General features: G+C 40.0%; 16 protein-coding genes. 6 read left to right on the forward strand and 10 right to left on the reverse strand.

Translation table 11 applies throughout. The features are described from left to right. Window positions 1-157: 157 nt before the first annotated feature. From H8706_RS08040 to H8706_RS08085, 10 genes are all read right to left on the reverse strand, one after another. Window positions 158-730, reverse strand: coding sequence for a chromate transporter (locus tag H8706_RS08040; RefSeq protein WP_262432187.1), 573 nt, complete (start codon window positions 728-730; stop codon window positions 158-160). 1 nt (window position 731) lies between these two features. Continuing rightward, window positions 732-1,298 (reverse strand): chromate transporter, encoded by a 567-nt coding sequence (locus H8706_RS08045; RefSeq protein WP_262432202.1) that lies wholly within the window; start codon window positions 1,296-1,298, stop codon window positions 732-734. 60 nt (window positions 1,299-1,358) lie between these two features. Further along, a complete protein-coding gene (locus tag H8706_RS08050; RefSeq protein WP_262432188.1) occupies window positions 1,359-2,060 on the reverse strand; it encodes a response regulator in 702 nt (233 codons plus the stop codon). After that, a complete protein-coding gene (locus H8706_RS08055; RefSeq protein ID WP_262432189.1) occupies window positions 2,053-4,029 on the reverse strand; it encodes an ATP-binding protein in 1,977 nt (658 codons plus the stop codon). The genes H8706_RS08050 and H8706_RS08055 overlap by 8 nt, the downstream gene beginning before the upstream one ends. Before the next feature lie 65 nt (window positions 4,030-4,094). Continuing rightward, window positions 4,095-4,352 carry a hypothetical protein gene (locus H8706_RS08060; protein WP_262432190.1) on the reverse strand — a complete coding sequence of 86 codons (258 nt, stop codon included), beginning with the start codon at window positions 4,350-4,352 and terminating at the stop codon, window positions 4,095-4,097. 18 nt (window positions 4,353-4,370) lie between these two features. After that, window positions 4,371-4,595 carry a cation:proton antiporter regulatory subunit gene (locus H8706_RS08065; protein WP_394354547.1) on the reverse strand — a complete coding sequence of 75 codons (225 nt, stop codon included), beginning with the start codon at window positions 4,593-4,595 and terminating at the stop codon, window positions 4,371-4,373. Beyond that, on the reverse strand, window positions 4,532-4,933 hold the full coding sequence (locus H8706_RS08070) for a universal stress protein (protein WP_262432191.1): 402 nt from the start codon (window positions 4,931-4,933) through the stop codon (window positions 4,532-4,534). Before H8706_RS08070 ends, H8706_RS08065 begins: the two co-directional genes overlap by 64 nt. Window positions 4,934-5,274: 341 nt before the next feature. Then, window positions 5,275-5,922 carry a potassium channel family protein gene (locus tag H8706_RS08075; RefSeq protein ID WP_262432192.1) on the reverse strand — a complete coding sequence of 216 codons (648 nt, stop codon included), beginning with the start codon at window positions 5,920-5,922 and terminating at the stop codon, window positions 5,275-5,277. A 17-nt stretch (window positions 5,923-5,939) separates the two neighbouring features. After that, window positions 5,940-7,277, reverse strand: a complete 1,338-nt coding sequence (locus tag H8706_RS08080) for a TrkH family potassium uptake protein (RefSeq protein WP_262432193.1) — start codon at window positions 7,275-7,277, stop codon at window positions 5,940-5,942. A 478-nt stretch (window positions 7,278-7,755) separates the two neighbouring features. After that, the gene (locus H8706_RS08085) at window positions 7,756-8,751 is read right to left on the reverse strand and encodes a LacI family DNA-binding transcriptional regulator (RefSeq protein WP_262432203.1); all 996 of its coding nucleotides are present in this window, start codon (window positions 8,749-8,751) and stop codon (window positions 7,756-7,758) included. A gap of 248 nt (window positions 8,752-8,999) precedes the next feature. Between H8706_RS08085 and H8706_RS08090 the strand changes: the two genes are divergently transcribed. The 6 genes from H8706_RS08090 to H8706_RS08115 are packed head-to-tail and all read left to right on the forward strand — an operon-like array spanning window position 9,000 to window position 15,666. Further along, on the forward strand, window positions 9,000-10,322 hold the full coding sequence (locus H8706_RS08090; RefSeq protein WP_262432194.1) for an ABC transporter substrate-binding protein: 1,323 nt from the start codon (window positions 9,000-9,002) through the stop codon (window positions 10,320-10,322). A 1-nt stretch (window position 10,323) separates the two neighbouring features. Further along, on the forward strand, window positions 10,324-11,223 hold the full coding sequence (locus H8706_RS08095) for a carbohydrate ABC transporter permease (protein ID WP_262432195.1): 900 nt from the start codon (window positions 10,324-10,326) through the stop codon (window positions 11,221-11,223). Next, a complete protein-coding gene (locus H8706_RS08100) occupies window positions 11,195-12,046 on the forward strand; it encodes a carbohydrate ABC transporter permease (RefSeq protein WP_262432196.1) in 852 nt (283 codons plus the stop codon). The genes H8706_RS08095 and H8706_RS08100 overlap by 29 nt, the downstream gene beginning before the upstream one ends. Before the next feature lie 3 nt (window positions 12,047-12,049). Next, window positions 12,050-13,144, forward strand: coding sequence for an ABC transporter ATP-binding protein (locus tag H8706_RS08105; RefSeq protein WP_262432197.1), 1,095 nt, complete (start codon window positions 12,050-12,052; stop codon window positions 13,142-13,144). Between the two features lie 12 nt (window positions 13,145-13,156). Beyond that, window positions 13,157-14,452: a glycoside hydrolase family 32 protein gene (locus H8706_RS08110; RefSeq protein ID WP_262432198.1), complete on the forward strand. Its 1,296-nt coding sequence runs from the start codon at window positions 13,157-13,159 to the stop codon at window positions 14,450-14,452. 14 nt (window positions 14,453-14,466) lie between these two features. Continuing rightward, on the forward strand, window positions 14,467-15,666 hold the full coding sequence (locus H8706_RS08115) for a PfkB family carbohydrate kinase (RefSeq protein ID WP_394354548.1): 1,200 nt from the start codon (window positions 14,467-14,469) through the stop codon (window positions 15,664-15,666). Window positions 15,667-16,378: the final 712 nt, after the last annotated feature.

Below are 16,378 nucleotides of genomic sequence, written 5' to 3' on the forward strand. Positions count from 1 at the left end.
AACCACGCGACTATCGCGTGGTTTTCTTTATACAATAAAATAATCCGCCTTGCATAATACAAGGTGGATTATTTGTTTTAGCAGATTGAGTGCTTTTATCAAAAAAAGCAGTTCGTTACCAAATTTAGCGGCAATGAATTGCTTTTAATTTTATGTATTAAACAGTTCCAAAAATAATACCCAGCGCTGCTGATAATATAATCATTAAAATCGGTGACGGTGTTCTCTTTTTTACTTTTTTGAAGATAATATGTATACACCAAAGCGATGCAAATATAATAACCGATTCAATATCCGGCTCAGCGGCAGTATTTAAATCAACAAATCCCAAAAGCGATGACAATGCCATAACGCTTGCCGTTGCAAGAATCATACCCACAATACAGGGGCGTACGCCTGATAAAAAAGCATTTACCGCAGAATATTTCAAAAGATTTTTCAAGACCGCCGAGATTAAAAGGATTATAATGAACGATGGCAAAACGACGCCTGTTGTTGCAAAAAGCGATCCTAAAATACCGCCTTGCGTTGAGCCGATAAAAGTTGCCATATTTATCGCAAGCGGTCCGGGGGTTGATTCTGAAACCGCTATAAAATTCATAAATTCACTTTCGGACAGCCAGCCGTTGGACAAAACTGTTTCCTGCACAAGCGAAACCATTCCGTAGCCGCCGCCGAAGGATAATGCACCTATCATTAAAAAACTGAAAAACAACTTTATATATATCATTTCAATCGCAGCCCTTCTTAAGCTTTTTCAGAAAGAATGCTGCCATGCCCAATACACCGCATATCAATATATAACAAACAGAAGAAATTGATACGGAAAATACAGTGCAAGACACCATTGCAGCAATGACCGATAGTAAAATGACGATATTAAATGCCGTCTTTTTTATATTTTTCAGCATTTTCAGTCCGGCAGACAGGATAAGATAAATAACACAGACTTGTATTCCGCGAAATGCATATGAAACATATGTTAATTTCAAAAATTGTTCAAAAAAGAGCGAAATGCAGAAAATCACGGCAAATGACGGTATGCAGACTGCCAGAGTAGATACTGCCGCACCCTTGAAGCCCGCTGTTTTATATCCTATGTATGTGGCGCTGTTGACAGCAACGGGTCCCGGCGTGGATTCTGCAATCGCAACCATATCAAGAAACTCATTTTTCGTTATCCATTTTTTCTTTTCCACAAACTCATTCTCCAAAAGTGCAATCATAGCGTAACCGCCGCCGAATGTAAATGCACCTATTTTGAAAAATGCCAAAAATAGGGACAGTGTTTTTTTCATCATTTTTTAAATCTCCTGTAATTACAGACTAACAGATAAAACATAAACCTTTGTGCTATTCTAATCAACCCTCAGCATTCGGTATCCGATACCTATATGTGTTTGAATATACTGAGGGCTTGTTTTTTCCGGTTCTAATTTTTTTCTGAGCGTAGCCATAAAAACACGCAGCGAAGCAATGTCATTTTCCCGGCTGCTTCCCCAAATTTGCATAGTGATATATGTGTGCGTCAGCACCTTTCCGACATTATGCGATAAAAGGCACAAAAGCTTATACTCAATCGGCGTAAGATGCATTTCCTCACCCTTCAGATAAACGCAGCTTGCTGCATAATCTATTTTGAGTTCACCGTTTTGAAAAACGGGTTTTCCCGCATCATTACTGCTTTTCAGCAGCAGCAATCTTCTTTGTGTTACCCGAAGCCGTGCAAGAAGTTCTTCAACAGAGAAAGGCTTTGTCAGATAGTCATCCGCTCCGGCATCAAGTGCAGTGATTTTGTCGGAATCCTCACTGCGTGCACTGATAACGATTATCGGCATATTTGACCATCCTCGGATATTCGTTATTACCTCCGTACCGTCTATGTCCGGCAGTCCAAGATCCAGCAGAACAATATCCGGATTGTGCGACGATGCCTCCATAATCGCTGTTTTTCCGTTTTCCGCCGTCAGATATCTGTAATCGTGGGATTTCAGAGTTGTAACAATCAAGTTGCGGACGGGGCGGTCATCCTCAACAACAAGTACAAGCGGTTTATTCATTAAGAGTCACCTCGCTAATCGGCAAATTAAATTTAAAACTGCATCCGTGCGGTATGTTGTCCGAAAGCTCCAGGTTTCCGCCGTGCGCATCTATTATTGATTTACAAAGCGTAAGACCGAGACCGAAACTTCGGCGGCTGTCGGAAATCTTGTTTTTCCCGGTATAAAACATCTCAAATATATGCGGTTTTACATCATCGGGTATGCCGTTTCCGTTATCCGACACATTAAACATTGCATAATTTCCTTGTTTTTGAGCGCTTATGCGGATTTTAGAACCGGCAGGTGTATATTTTATTGCATTATCAATCAAATTAACCAAAACCTGAATAATAAGCTGTGCGTCCATACGAACAAGCAATAAATCCTCACACTGAACGGTTATTGTATGCTCAGCCGATTTTCGGCATAAATGAGATACAGCCTCAGCAATAACCTCATCCGCAAGCTGATCGCTCAGATTTAATTTCAGCCTTCCGTCATTGAGTCTTGTAACATATAAAAGATTTTCAACAACGCCTGTAAGCCACTCGGAGTCATCATAAATGTCGGTATAAATCCGATGCTTGGTGTCCTCGTCCAAGCAATCGGAATTGTGTAAAAGAGTATCCGCATTCCCGGAAATTGAACATAAAGGTGTGCGGAGATCATGAGAAATTGAACGCAAAAGATCTGCACGCAGCTGCTCGCTTTTTGCAAAATCGGCAGCCTTTTCTTTTTCCGCTGCATTATGTGCGTTATCCATAGCCAATGCACATTCATTCAAAACGGACAGCAACACACTGTTTTCAAATGAATCTGCCGAGTTTTTATCCATCGGAATCCCAATTACGCCGTATATCCGCTTTTCAATGCGTATTGAGAAATACAGACATTCGGCATTGCTGAAATGTGAGGTTGACGCACCTGCGCAGCGCCCGTTTTTATACACCCACTCAGCAACTTTTCGTTCGGAATCATTTAATATCCGCTCTGTATCGTCTGTGCCCTTTTCAGAAAAAATCTGTCCTTTTGACAAGCTTGATTTATCGGCTTTATATGCTGCAATACAGCGGTCAAGAAGCTTTGAAAGCTGCATACAGGTTATACTCAATATTTCCTCGCTGCCTTTTGCCTTTTGCAGCAACCGGTCGGTATCGAACAAAATCTGCATACGAAAAGCAGCTTGTGCCGACAGCTTTGCATGCTTTTTTAATTTTGAAGCAAGCGTTCCTGTAAGAATTGATGACGCAAGCATAACGGCAAATGTTACAGGATAGCCGACGGCATATGTTTTGAGCGACAAATGCGGTTCTGTCAGAAAAAAACCAAACAGAAAAACGCTGAGCAGCGAACTTGCAATGCTGCAAACATATCCTTTTGTCAGAGCGGAAATAACCAACACGCCGAAGATATAAACGGTAACGATGTTTGTGTCGTTAAATCCGAGGTGAAGAAAAAGGAAACCTATAGCCGTGCATAAAGCAAGAACACCGCAGACAGTCAAAACATCCTGCACTGTCGGCAGTTGGGTATTCGCAAATAAACTGCTTTTGCGTGATTTTTTATAAAATCCGGCATCGGGAATAATGTGAATATCAATGTCGGGCGCATACGCTATCAGTTTTTCTGTCAGCGTGTATCCTCCCCAAATGCGGCTGCGCTTTGCATTGCTTTGACCTATTACAATTTTTGTTACATCGGACAGCCGTGCGTATTCCGCTATCTGCATAGCCACATCCTCGCCGTGGACAGTTACAACATCGGCTCCGATATTTTCCGCAAATTGAATATTGTTATCAAGTTTTTTTTGATCGCTTTCGGTTAGTGCAAAATCGTTTTGCACATAAATCGCCGTAAATCGTGCATCGAGAACTTTTGCCATTTTTGCGGCAGTCTGCACGATTTTTTCATTAGACGGCGAAGCGGACAGACATACAAGTATGTGCTGTTTTTTTTCAATATTTGTTATTATTTTTTGAGCGCTCATATTATTCACCGCCATTATCTGTTTCATATTATTATACCATAAATCGCACTAAAAGTCCACATATGTCAATAAAAAGTATTCATATTTTTATCATAAAGCAACATCCCGGTCTTGCTGTGATTTTTCTTAAAACCGTGTATTTCTTTTAGTATCTCATCATCAGTCAAATCCGATGAAAGCAGTATTTGTGTATTTTTAGAGTCGCTTTCTTCATTTTGAATCGCCTTTTGGTTTTCACACAGAAACCGGTCTATTCTATCCATTAAGAAGTAACCGAAAGCGAAAAAGGCAAGAACAGCTGCCGTCAGCAATACATATTTCAAAATGATTCACCTCTTTTTTTAGATACGGAAACATTTTTGCAGCTCTTTATATTCTCCCAAAACCATAAGTGTTGCGTTTTCGCTGAGAGTCGTATCCGAAGATATTGCCATATCAATATCTCCGTTCTTTTTAACCGCCAAAACATTAATGTTATATTTTCGGCGGATATCTATATCTCCTATTGTTTTTCCGATCCACTGTTTGGGTGCTTCAACCTCGAAGATAGCGTGTATCCTCCCCAAATGCAGCTGCGCTTTGCATTGCTTTGACCTATTACAATTTTTGTTACATCGGACAGCCGTGCGTATTCCGCTATCTGCATAGCCACATCCTCGCCGTGGACAGTTACAACATCGGCTCCGATATTTTCCGCAAATTGAATATTGTTATCAAGTTTTTTTTGATCGCTTTCGGTTAGTGCAAAATCGTTTTGCACATAAATCGCCGTAAATCGTGCATCGAGAACTTTTGCCATTTTTGCGGCAGTCTGCACGATTTTTTCATTAGACGGCGAAGCGGACAGACATACAAGTATGTGCTGTTTTTTTTCAATATTTGTTATTATTTTTTGAGCGCTCATATTATTCACCGCCATTATCTGTTTCATATTATTATACCATAAATCGCACTAAAAGTCCACATATGTCAATAAAAAGTATTCATATTTTTATCATAAAGCAACATCCCGGTCTTGCTGTGATTTTTCTTAAAACCGTGTATTTCTTTTAGTATCTCATCATCAGTCAAATCCGATGAAAGCAGTATTTGTGTATTTTTAGAGTCGCTTTATTCATTTTGAATCGCCTTTTGGTTTTCACACAGAAACCGGTCTATTCTATCCATTAAGAAGTAACCGAAAGCGAAAAAGGCAAGAACAGCTGCCGTCAGCAATACATATTTCAAAATGATTCACCTCTTTTTTTAGATACGGAAACATTTTTGCAGCTCTTTATATTCTCCCAAAACCATAAGTGTTGCGTTTTCGCTGAGAGTCGTATCCGAAGATATTGCCATATCAATATCTCCGTTCTTTTTAACCGCCAAAACATTAATGTTATATTTTCGGCGGATATCTATATCTCCTATTGTTTTTCCGATCCACTGTTTGGGTGCTTCAACCTCGAAGATAGCGTGGGAATCGTCAATTTCTATATAATCACGAATATGATCCGCAGTATATCGAATAGCAGCCCATTTTGCAATTTGTTTTTCGGGATAAACCACTCCGTCCGCTCCGTTCCGCAAGAGAAACTTTTCCTGCACATCCCGTTCCGCTCTTGAAATAACTTTTTTTGCTCCGAGCTCTTTAAGTAAAGAGGTTGTTTCAAGGGAATTTTGAAAATCCCCTCCGATTGTAACAATGCAAACATCATAATTTCCTATTCCGAGAGATTTCAAAAAATCCGCATTTGTACTGTCACCGATTTGGGCATTGGTCACAAACGGCAGCACGCTGTTGATTCGTTCTTCATTGGAATCCACCGCCATAACCTCGTGTCCCAATTTGTTAAGCTGCAATGCAATATGCTTTCCGAATCTTCCGATACCTATTAACAAAATATTTTTCATAATTCAAAAACTCCTTTTTATCCGACTGTTATTTTTTCAAGAGGCAGTTTTGCTCCGCCTTGATTTTTGCTTGCGATTGCCGCATATACCAGTGTCAAACCGCCGACTCGCCCAAGGTACATTAAAAGTATAAGGATAATTTGCGATGCGATACCGAGCTTTGGCGTAATTCCAAGCGTGAGTCCCACAGTTCCGATTGCCGATGCGGTTTCATAAAGGCAATCGGACAAAGGAAGGTTTTCAAGTACGCTTATCGCAACTCCGCCGACAAAGAAAAGTGTAAAATAAATTGTTGCGATTGCCAAAGCATTTCGTATAATTGTATTGTCGATTCGCCTTCCGCAAACGCAAATTTCTTCTTTCCTTTTAATCACTGACACGGCGCTTAATATAATAACCGCAAAGGTTGTGGTTTTCATACCGCCGGCAGTGGAACCGGGCGAGCCGCCAATCAGCATAAGCAATGTCATAATTGCTTTTGAGGCGCCTGTCATTGCGTTAAGGTCAGCAGTATTAAATCCGGCAGTCCTTGTTGTCACAGACTGAAACAAAGATGCAAAGATTCTTTTTCCAACCGGTATACCGCCAAAATCACAAAAGAAAAAGAAAGCGGCAGGTATTGCAATTAAAAGCGCCGAAGTGAACAGAACAATCTTGCTTTGCATACGGTAACGCCTGAAATGATGTTTGTGCAGGCAAATATCGTCCCACGTAAGAAACCCGATACCTCCGACTATAATCAAAAGCATAATTGCAATGTTCACAGAAGGATTTCCCATATATTCGGTAAGAGAAGGATATTTATGTGCGCCTGTTCCCAAAATGTCAAATCCGGCATTGCAAAAAGCCGATACGGAATGAAACACAGCCTTCCATATTCCGCTTGCACCGTATTCGCCGCAAAACGACGGGAGCATACATAATGCACCGATTAGTTCTATTAAAAGCGTACCTCTCAAGACAAACCTTGTCAGACGGACTATTCCGCCGAGCCTTGGCGCTGAAATAGCGTCCTGCATTGTGCTGCGCTGCATAAGTGATATTTTTCTGCCCGCAAGCATTGCAAATGACACAGCCGCCGTTACAACTCCGAGTCCTCCTATCTGTATAAGCAGCAAAATCACTGCCTGCCCGAGCGGCGACCAATAGCTGCCGGTATCCAGCACAACCAGCCCGGTTACACAAACGGCAGAGGTTGATGTAAATATCGCACTGTGAAACGGTGTTACTATGCCTGCCGCAGACGATATCGGCAGCATTAATATAAGCGCCCCAAAGAGAATCACACCGGCAAAGCTCAGTATAATAATTTGAAAGGACGAAAGATGCCGTCTGAAATATATTTTCTCTATCATAGGATAAGCCTCCTCCAACTTGCTTTTATTTATTATAACATATGGCATATAAAAATGAGATAATAAGTTGCAACGAGACATTAAGATTGTATAAAGATAATGTTAATACACATATAAATAAAAAAGCGGCTCGTTGCCGATAAATACGGCAGTCTGAGGGTATGCCTAAATTGAGCACACCCTTTCCTGGTGATAAGTTTCGGAATAAATGTTATAGATTAAACTGTTTCCGCATTTCTGCATCCATGGTTGCTTTTTTTGCATACTCCCAAGTATCGCAAAGGCGAATATTATTTTTCTCAATGAGTATCTCATTACTGAACCCAAGAATATAGCGTAAGCAAATTCGGCGTAAAAAATGTGCTGCCGATAATGAGAAAACATTATCGCACAGCAGCACTTTTACACGATGCATTCCGAAAACCGCACAGGCGAAAGGTTTATTTGAAACCGAAACAATAGAATGGTCTGTGAAGATTTACCGTGTCGTTTCTCTGCGTATTAAAATCGGAGTAAGAACCTTATGAATCGGCTTTGAAAGCAGTTCGGGTTTCCGTTTCTTAAATGCATTTATCTGAACAGTAAGAATCTGCATTGCTTCATCCGCAATTTTATCGACCTGCTGTCCTACGGTTGTTATCGGAACTATTGCTTCTTTTGAAATCGGCGAATTATCGAATCCGACTATTTTATATTTGTCGGGAAGCTTGCCATATTTTTTTATAATAATATTCAACAGAATATTTGCATGAGTGTCATTTGACATGAAAATACCAACAGTTTTATTGATATATTTAGCTTCTGTTTCTTCAAACATATTTTTAATTCCGGCATAGTTTTCATCGTATGTTTTTCCGAAATCCCTTATCAAGATATTATAATCGCATTTGTTCTTTTCGCAAAAATTCTTAAAGCCTTTTATTCTCCCATATGCCGGTACATCCTCAGGGACATCGGAATTTGCATGAATCAATATATCACAGCCGCTTTTTGAAAGAATGGTAGCAGCCTGAATTCCGCCCATATAATTATCTGTATTTACGCTGCAGACATATTTATCTTCGCGTTCGATTGTAACAAGCGGTATATTATATGCAGATAATTCCTTTGAAGGGAGTGTGTGACTCAGAACTATCAATCCCTCTGTTTTGTACGCAAGCAGCTCGCTGATATACCTTCTTTCGACATCGGCATCATCTTTTCCCGCAAATACAATAAATTTATAACCGTATTTTTCATATGTGGAAATGATATGGTCAAGAACATTCGAATAATAATGCATATAAAGGTTAGGTATGATAACGCCTATGATTTCCGTTTTCCCGTTCGCCATAACCCTGGCAAGCTTGTTTTCTTTATAATTAAGCGTTTCAAGAGCATGCGCAATCTTATCCTGGTTTTCAAGTGTAACCGAATCGGGATTACTGAAATATCTTGATATGGTTGTTTTTGAAAATCCGGTATACTCGGCGATATCTGCAAAAGTAACATTTTTTTTGACATATTCTCTGCCTCCGTTTCAGTTTTATTATAGCATATAACAGTTATAAAATCAATAAAGTAATCGGTAAAGTAACCGGTTCTGTCAAAATGCACAAAACACGAAAGCTGTTATTGGGGATTTATCACAAAAACCAAAAGAACACTTGACAAGTAACCTGTTATGAGATATGATACAGATAGTAAAGTAACTGGTTACTTAAACAAGTCGGAGGGATAACTATGAAAAAGCTATCATTGTTTATGGCAGCTCTTTCGCTGGTTGCCGGCACATTGATGTTAACGGGATGTGCAAAAACAGCAAAACCCGGGGATGTGCGTGGATACGACAACGGAGAGCAGTATATCAGTATGTGGGTGCATACAATCGAAGACACACCTGAAGGCTCGGCATATAAAAAATCGGTGGAAAGCTTCAATGAAAAATACAACGGAAAGTATTTTGCCGATATTGAGTTTATTCCGCGAAATGACAGCGGCGGAGGATATTCTGACAAAATCAACGCATCTGTTATGTCGGGAGATTTGCCGGATGTTATAACGGTGGACGGACCGAATGTATCGGCTTATGCGGCAAACGGAATAATCCAACCACTCGCCGCTCTGACCGATGAGGAAAAATCCTCTTATTTGGAATCAATTATTGAACAAGGTACTGTTGACGGTAAGCTTTACGCGCTCGGCGCAATGGAATCGAGTGTCGGATTGTATTACAATAAGGCAATCCTTAAAGAGGCGGGAATTGATATACCTGATAAAGACCACCCTTGGACATTTTCGGAATTTGCGGATATATTAAAAAAGCTTAAGCCGATAATGGACGCAAAAAACGGATATCCGCTCGATATGACATTCCCGGTCGGAGAGTCAAGCATCTATTATTATGCACCGTTTATATGGTCAAACGGCGGCGATTTGATAAGCAGCGACGGTCTCCGGGTGGATGGGTATTTCAATTCCGAAGAAAATGCAGAGGTGTTTAAGTATTTCAGACAACTTGTGGAAAACAAATATATGTCGGCAACACCTGTTGAAAAGCTTTTTGAAAGCGGACGCGCGGCATTTAAATTTGACGGTGCTTGGGAGGTTAATACCATTTATCAGAGTTACGGCGACATTGATCTCGGTGTTGCACCGTATATAGTCAGCGACAAGTGGGACGGAGGGAAATATACTCCTACAGGCTCATGGGCATATGCGGCAACATCAAAAACAGAGCATATTGAAGCGGCAACCGAGTTGGTAAAATGGATGAGCGGCGTAGAAAGCGGAATATTGCTTTATGAAAACACAAAGAGCTTGCCGTCAACATATGACGCATATGACAGCATAACGATTTTTGAAGAAGATGCGAATTATAAAGCGCTTTACGAACAATTAAGAGATTACGGTCATCCAAGACCGAAAACACCTGTTTATCCGCAGGTAAGCATCTCTTTCCAACAGGTTCTCGAGGATGTGGGACTAAGCGGCCGAGATGTTAAAGATGAAATGGATAAATCTGTTGAAAGGATAAACGCTAAACTTAAGCGTTATACAAGATGATATGAAAAATAAATCAAATTCAATTCTCGGAATGGCTTTTTTCGGACCTGCACTTGTTCTGATGACGATTTTTCTCTTCATTCCGATGATATTAACACTTATCTACAGCTTTACGGATTATTTTGCGTTAAACCCTAAGCTGACGCACTTTGTATGGCTCGAAAATTTTTCCGCCATTTTCAAAGATGACCTTTTTACAACAGCTTTCGGCAATACGGTTAAATTTGTGCTTATAATTGTTCCGCTGCAAACACTGGGAGCATTGGGATTGGCACTTCTTATCAACAGAGTAACTGTATGCAAGCGGTATTTCAAGGTGGCGTTTTTTATCCCTGTAGTTATGTCGCTTGCGGTAGTTTCGAATCTTTGGATGCAGATTTACAGCCCCGAAGGAATACTCAATACAATGCTTTCAAATTTTGGAGTCAAACCGCAGCCGTTCATATATGGTGCAAGTCAAGCGCTTCCATCTATTGCATTTATGAGTGTGTGGCAGGGAGTGGGTTATCAAATGATTATTTTCCTTGGCGAATTGCAGGCTATCAACCCTGCGCTTTATGAGGCTGCCGAAATGGATCATGCAAGTTCATGGAGCAGATTTAAAGATATAACACTTCCCGAGCTTAAGCCTCTTTGCGTATTTGTTTTTATAACCGTTACAATAGGCGCATTCAGAATGATAGTTCAGCCAATGGTAATGACCGGCGGCGGTCCGTCACATTCGACATATACAATCGTTTACGACATTTACGAAACGGGCACCGTAAACTGGGAAATAGGACTTGCGTCCGCTATGGCTATTGTGTTTACCGTATTCGTTGTAATACTTACAATTATTCAGACAGTTCTGACCAAGGATAAGGAGGATAGACATGAAAAGAAAAAAGCAAAAGATATTTAATATAGCCCTTGCGGTAATCATGCTTATTATGTCACTGTTTTTCCTGTTTCCGGTGATTTGGATGCTTGCAAACTCTTTTAAGCCGGATGCGGCAATCACGGCGGATATGAATTCGGCAATGGCATTTGTACCACCCGCACCGGGAAAAGGTTTTTTTGATAACTACAAGGCAATTCTTTTTAATACAAGCTTTATACGCTATATGCTAAACACATTATTCTATGCGGCAATAATGATTGTCTCCGGTATAATAGTAAACGGGCTTGCGGGGTATGCGCTTGCAAAAATCAAGTTTCCTTTCCGTGACAGATGGCTTGCGGTAATCATGATGCTTATGGTTATACCGACAGAAACAATTATCACAATAAACTTTATGTTTGTTTCTAAAATGGGTCTTCTTAATACCGTTTTCGGATATATTCTTCCGATGATTGTAAATCCGTTTAACATTTTCTTATTCAGGCAAGTTTTCGTAGCCTTACCGGATGATGTATGGGAAGCGGCACAGCTTGACCATTGCAACCCCGTAAAGTATTTTTTCACAATGGTTCTGCCAATGTCTAAAACCGTTGTGGCAACAGTAAGTGTTTTTACTTTCCTTAATGTATGGAATGACTATCTTTGGCCGTCGCTTGTTTTTACATCAAGCAATCTTTTAACGGCACAAATCGGTCTTAATTCCATCACATCCAATGACAATACGACAATGGGGCAAACACTTGCGGTTATCACGCTTATTACAATTCCGGTTATAATAATCTATTCGCTTTTCTCAAAACAAATTGTGGAAGGTGTTATTTCAACAGGTTCTAAGGAGGGTTAAACTATGAGTTTTATAGAAATGAAAAATGTGTGCAAAAGATATGCGGGTGCAGAAAAGAATTCGGTTACCGATTTTAATCTTTCAATAGAAAAAGGCGAATTTATCGCATTTGTAGGACCTTCGGGATGCGGAAAATCGACGACGCTCAGAATGATAGCCGGATTTGAAGAAATAACAAGCGGCGATTTGTATATTAACGGAAATCGTATGAACACGGTGTTGCCGCGTGATAGAGGCATTTCAATGGTATTTCAAAACTATGCTCTTTATCCGCATATGACGGTTGAGAAGAATATTTCATACGGTCTTAAAAATATGAAGGTTCCAAAAGACGAAATTAACAGAAAAGTGGACTGGGCAATCGATGTTTTGGGTCTTTCGGAATACAGGTACAGAAAGCCGAAAAATCTTTCGGGCGGACAACGCCAAAGAGTCGCTCTCGGGCGTGCGATTGTGAAAAATCAAGAATTGTTTCTTATGGACGAACCTCTTTCAAATCTTGATGCAAAGCTAAGAGTCAGCATGAGAACGGAAATAAGCAGACTTCATCGTGAACTCGGAAGCACTACTATTTATGTGACGCACGACCAGGTTGAGGCTATGACGATGGCGGATCGAATTGTAAATATGAAAGACGGCATTATTCAGCAAGTCGGAAAACCGATGGATCTTTATGAACACCCGGCAAATAAATTTGTGGCAGGATTTATAGGTTCGCCCCAAATGAATTTTTATGATGTTAATGTTAAGGGAAACACTGTTGTGTTCTCTGACGGAAGCAGTATTGATCTTCCCGATTCCGTTATGTCGCATCTCGCCGGAAAAGAAGGCGAATTTATTATTGGAATCCGAGGCGAGGATATTAAGGTTGATGCACAAAATATGGATCTTTATAAAGAGAATAAAATGTTTGCAACTGTAGAAAATGTCGAAATTATGGGAAATGAGAATAACCTTTATTTCAACTTTGCAAACACCCAAACAATTGCAAGAGTTTCAAAATACGAAATAAGCAAGCCGGGCGATACCATCGATTTTGTGTTTATTCCGTCAAGAATACATTTTTTTGATAAACAGACAGAGAAAAGTCTTTTCTGAAAGGAGAACATTATGCAAAAAATTCATTTTAAGGCTCCAAACTGCTGGATAAATGACCCCAACGGGTTTATATGGTATAAAGGCCGATATCATTTGTTTTATCAATGTTTTCCGTATTCCGCGCATTGGGGAAGAATGCATTGGGGACACGCCGTAAGCACAGATCTCGTAAACTGGGAGGAAAAAGGCATTGCTCTTTTTCCGTCCAAGACAGATGACAGAAGCGGATGCTTTTCGGGCAGTGCGATTGAATATAAAGACAAAATGTATATTTACTATACGGGAGTGAATTATACTGAAGAAGATCCCGAAAATATAAACTGCTGTATTGATGATACATTCACGGCGGCACAGCTTATGATAACTTCAGAAGATGGTATGAAATTCGACAATATAACGGACAAAAAAACCGTTATTCCACCCATAGAAGATAAAAAAATAGGCGACAAAAATCATACTCGCGACCCTAAAGTGTGGCGCGGCAAAGATGCATGGTATATGGTTCTCGGAAGTACCGTCGATAAAAACGGCAGACTGCTTTTCTATAAGAGCTCGGACTTGAAAACATGGCAATATCTCAACTATTGCGAAAAAGACGGCTTCGGCTGGATGTGGGAATGTCCCGATTTCTTCGAGATTGACGGAAAGGGAGTGACAATCTTCTCCCCGATGGGATTTTTCAATGACGGAAACGGATATGATTCCGTTGCGGTTTGCATGCTTTCTTCATTCGATGAAAATACAGGCAAAATGGAGCTTTCCGAGAATTATCAGCTTTTTGATTACGGAATTGACCTTTATGCACCTCAAAGCACGACCGATGAGGACGGAAACCGTGTTGTTATTGCCTGGGCGAGAATGCCCGAGGCGGTTATCACCGAAAAAGGCGAATGGTGCGGTATGATGTGTATTCCGAGAATTGTCGATATAAAGAATAATCATGTATATATAAGACCGCATACGAATGTTAAAAATTCATTTGTAACAAAGCTGTCTGCCCCGAAAAAATCAGGGTATATGCTGAAAACAACACTAAAAAACGGAGAAAGCATCAATGTCGGCGGATACGTAATAAAGCGTGAAAACGATAAGATTACGACGGATCGTTCAGAAGTATTTAACATAAAGGGTAACTACAGACTTATTGCCGAAACCCCTGTTATTAACGACGGATATGAACTTGAGATTTATGTCGATGAGCATCTCGTTGAAGTATTTATCAATAACGGCGAATATGTTATAAGCAATGTTGTATATGGTCTTACTGAAGAAATTACAGGTAAAAATTATGACTTATATTCTGCGTAGTGAGGTGAAATGAAATGAAAAAATATGATGTGACAGCTCTCGGAGAATTGCTTATAGACTTTACCGAAAACGGAACGAGTCAACAGGGAAATCCGTTATTCGAGGCAAATCCCGGCGGTGCACCGTGCAATGTGCTTGCGATGCTTTCAAAGCTTGGCAAAAAAACAGCCTTTATCGGTAAGGTGGGTAATGATATGTTTGGAAGGCAGCTTTCCGATGCGGTGAAAAGTGAGGGGATAAATACGGATGGCATTATTTTTGATCAATCAGTGCCGACAACTCTTGCGTTTGTTCATACCGGCGCAAACGGTGAAAGAGAATTCAGCTTTATAAGAAACCCCGGAGCGGACATGATGCTGACGAAAGATGAGGTTAATGCGGATTTAATAAGAGAGTCAAGAATATTCCATTTCGGAACACTTTCATCTACTCACAGCGGTGTTCGCAAGGCTACAAGGTTTGCTGTTGAGACGGCAATAAGAAACGGGGCTTTAATTTCTTTTGACCCAAATCTCCGTGAACCGCTGTGGAAAAGCCTTGATGACGCACGAGCCGAAATAGAATACGGATTTTCAAAATGCAATATACTGAAAATATCAGATAATGAAATTGAATTTATGTTCGGGCATAATGATTATGATAAAGCTTCAATGCAGCTTTTTGAAAAATATCCGAATATTCAGCTTGTATTTATAACTCTCGGGGCTGACGGAAGTTGTGCATATACAAGAAGTGCAAAAGCAAAATCACCTGTTTATAATGTTACATCAATCGAAAAAACAGGCGCCGGAGATACTTTTTTCGGCTGTGCATTAAGCTTTGTGACAGACGATGATATTTCTGCGTTTGACAACAGAAAGCTAAAAAAAATCCTGGACTTTGCAAATGCGGGAGCTTCGCTTATTACCACAAAAAAAGGTGCACTTAAAGTAATGCCGAGCAAAGAGGATATTTTGGCTCTTATCGGCGATACGAAGATAAGTGAAATTAAAATAAAACTGGATACTGTTGATGATGTGAAAGAATTCGTAGAATATGTTACCGACTTCGGCTGTGATTTTGAGATAGTTGCAGACAGATTTGTTGTTGATGCAAAATCCATTATGGGAATTTTCAGCGTGGATTTAAGCAAAGACTTGACGCTTGTTATTGGGACAAACGACAAAACCGAAATCGACAGAATTAAAAAAACAATACAAAAATTCGTTGTGTAAAAATATTTATCCGTTATTTCCGCTTTTTACAGAGGTTTAATTGTGATATTGACAAACACTTGTCAGAAAGGCAATCATGTTTACGGTGAATAATAATAATAATATTTTATCTATGACCTGTGAGGATTTATTCCCTTGCAGGTCTTTTTTGTTTAATGTGTATAATCATACCTTTGACACGAAATGTCGAACCCTTGACACGAAAGGTCGGGATAAATTTTTGCGGTTTCATTTTTTGATTGAAACAGATAATTTTAGGCAAATTTGGCGTAAAAAATGTGCGGCAGATGATGAGAAATCATTAACTGAAAACAGCACTTTTACACGATGTATTCCGAAAACCGCACAGGCAAAAGGTTTATTTGAAACCGAAATAGTCAGCGTGAACTTGAATCGGAAATACGCTCACTCCGCAAGCAACTTGCCGAGAAAGATGAGGTCATTGATGTATTAAAAAAATCCGTCGGCATATTTTCGAAACTATATAGGACAAGTATCGTTTCATTGATGCTAATTGCTCTGAGGTCTCTGTAGATAAATTATGCCGGCTGCTCGAAATCTCTCGGAGCGGCTATTATGCTTGAAAAAACCGCGGTGTGTCAGCTCGTAAGCAGCATGAACAAAAACTTTTGCGTATTTTAATATCATTTCATGAAAGGTATCCGGCAGCCGGACTCGATGCTTTGGCCGCCATGATAAGAAAAGAGTCTCC

The organism is Qingrenia yutianensis, from assembly GCF_014385105.1.
GTDB lineage: Bacteria > Bacillota > Clostridia > UMGS1810 > UMGS1810 > Qingrenia > Qingrenia yutianensis.

Coding starts and splice junctions, on each gene's coding strand:
- H8706_RS08040 (WP_262432187.1), bottom strand. CDS start 730: ATGATATATATAAAGTTGTTTTTCAGTTTTTTAATGATAGGTGCATTA.
- H8706_RS08045 (WP_262432202.1), bottom strand. CDS start 1,298: ATGAAAAAAACACTGTCCCTATTTTTGGCATTTTTCAAAATAGGTGCA.
- H8706_RS08050 (WP_262432188.1), bottom strand. CDS start 2,060: ATGAATAAACCGCTTGTACTTGTTGTTGAGGATGACCGCCCCGTCCGC.
- H8706_RS08055 (WP_262432189.1), bottom strand. CDS start 4,029: ATGAGCGCTCAAAAAATAATAACAAATATTGAAAAAAAACAGCACATA.
- H8706_RS08070 (WP_262432191.1), bottom strand. CDS start 4,933: ATGAGCGCTCAAAAAATAATAACAAATATTGAAAAAAAACAGCACATA.
- H8706_RS08075 (WP_262432192.1), bottom strand. CDS start 5,922: ATGAAAAATATTTTGTTAATAGGTATCGGAAGATTCGGAAAGCATATT.
- H8706_RS08080 (WP_262432193.1), bottom strand. CDS start 7,277: ATGATAGAGAAAATATATTTCAGACGGCATCTTTCGTCCTTTCAAATT.
- H8706_RS08090 (WP_262432194.1), top strand. CDS start 9,000: ATGAAAAAGCTATCATTGTTTATGGCAGCTCTTTCGCTGGTTGCCGGC.
- H8706_RS08095 (WP_262432195.1), top strand. CDS start 10,324: ATGAAAAATAAATCAAATTCAATTCTCGGAATGGCTTTTTTCGGACCT.
- H8706_RS08100 (WP_262432196.1), top strand. CDS start 11,195: ATGAAAAGAAAAAAGCAAAAGATATTTAATATAGCCCTTGCGGTAATC.
- H8706_RS08105 (WP_262432197.1), top strand. CDS start 12,050: ATGAGTTTTATAGAAATGAAAAATGTGTGCAAAAGATATGCGGGTGCA.
- H8706_RS08110 (WP_262432198.1), top strand. CDS start 13,157: ATGCAAAAAATTCATTTTAAGGCTCCAAACTGCTGGATAAATGACCCC.
- H8706_RS08115 (WP_394354548.1), top strand. CDS start 14,467: ATGAAAAAATATGATGTGACAGCTCTCGGAGAATTGCTTATAGACTTT.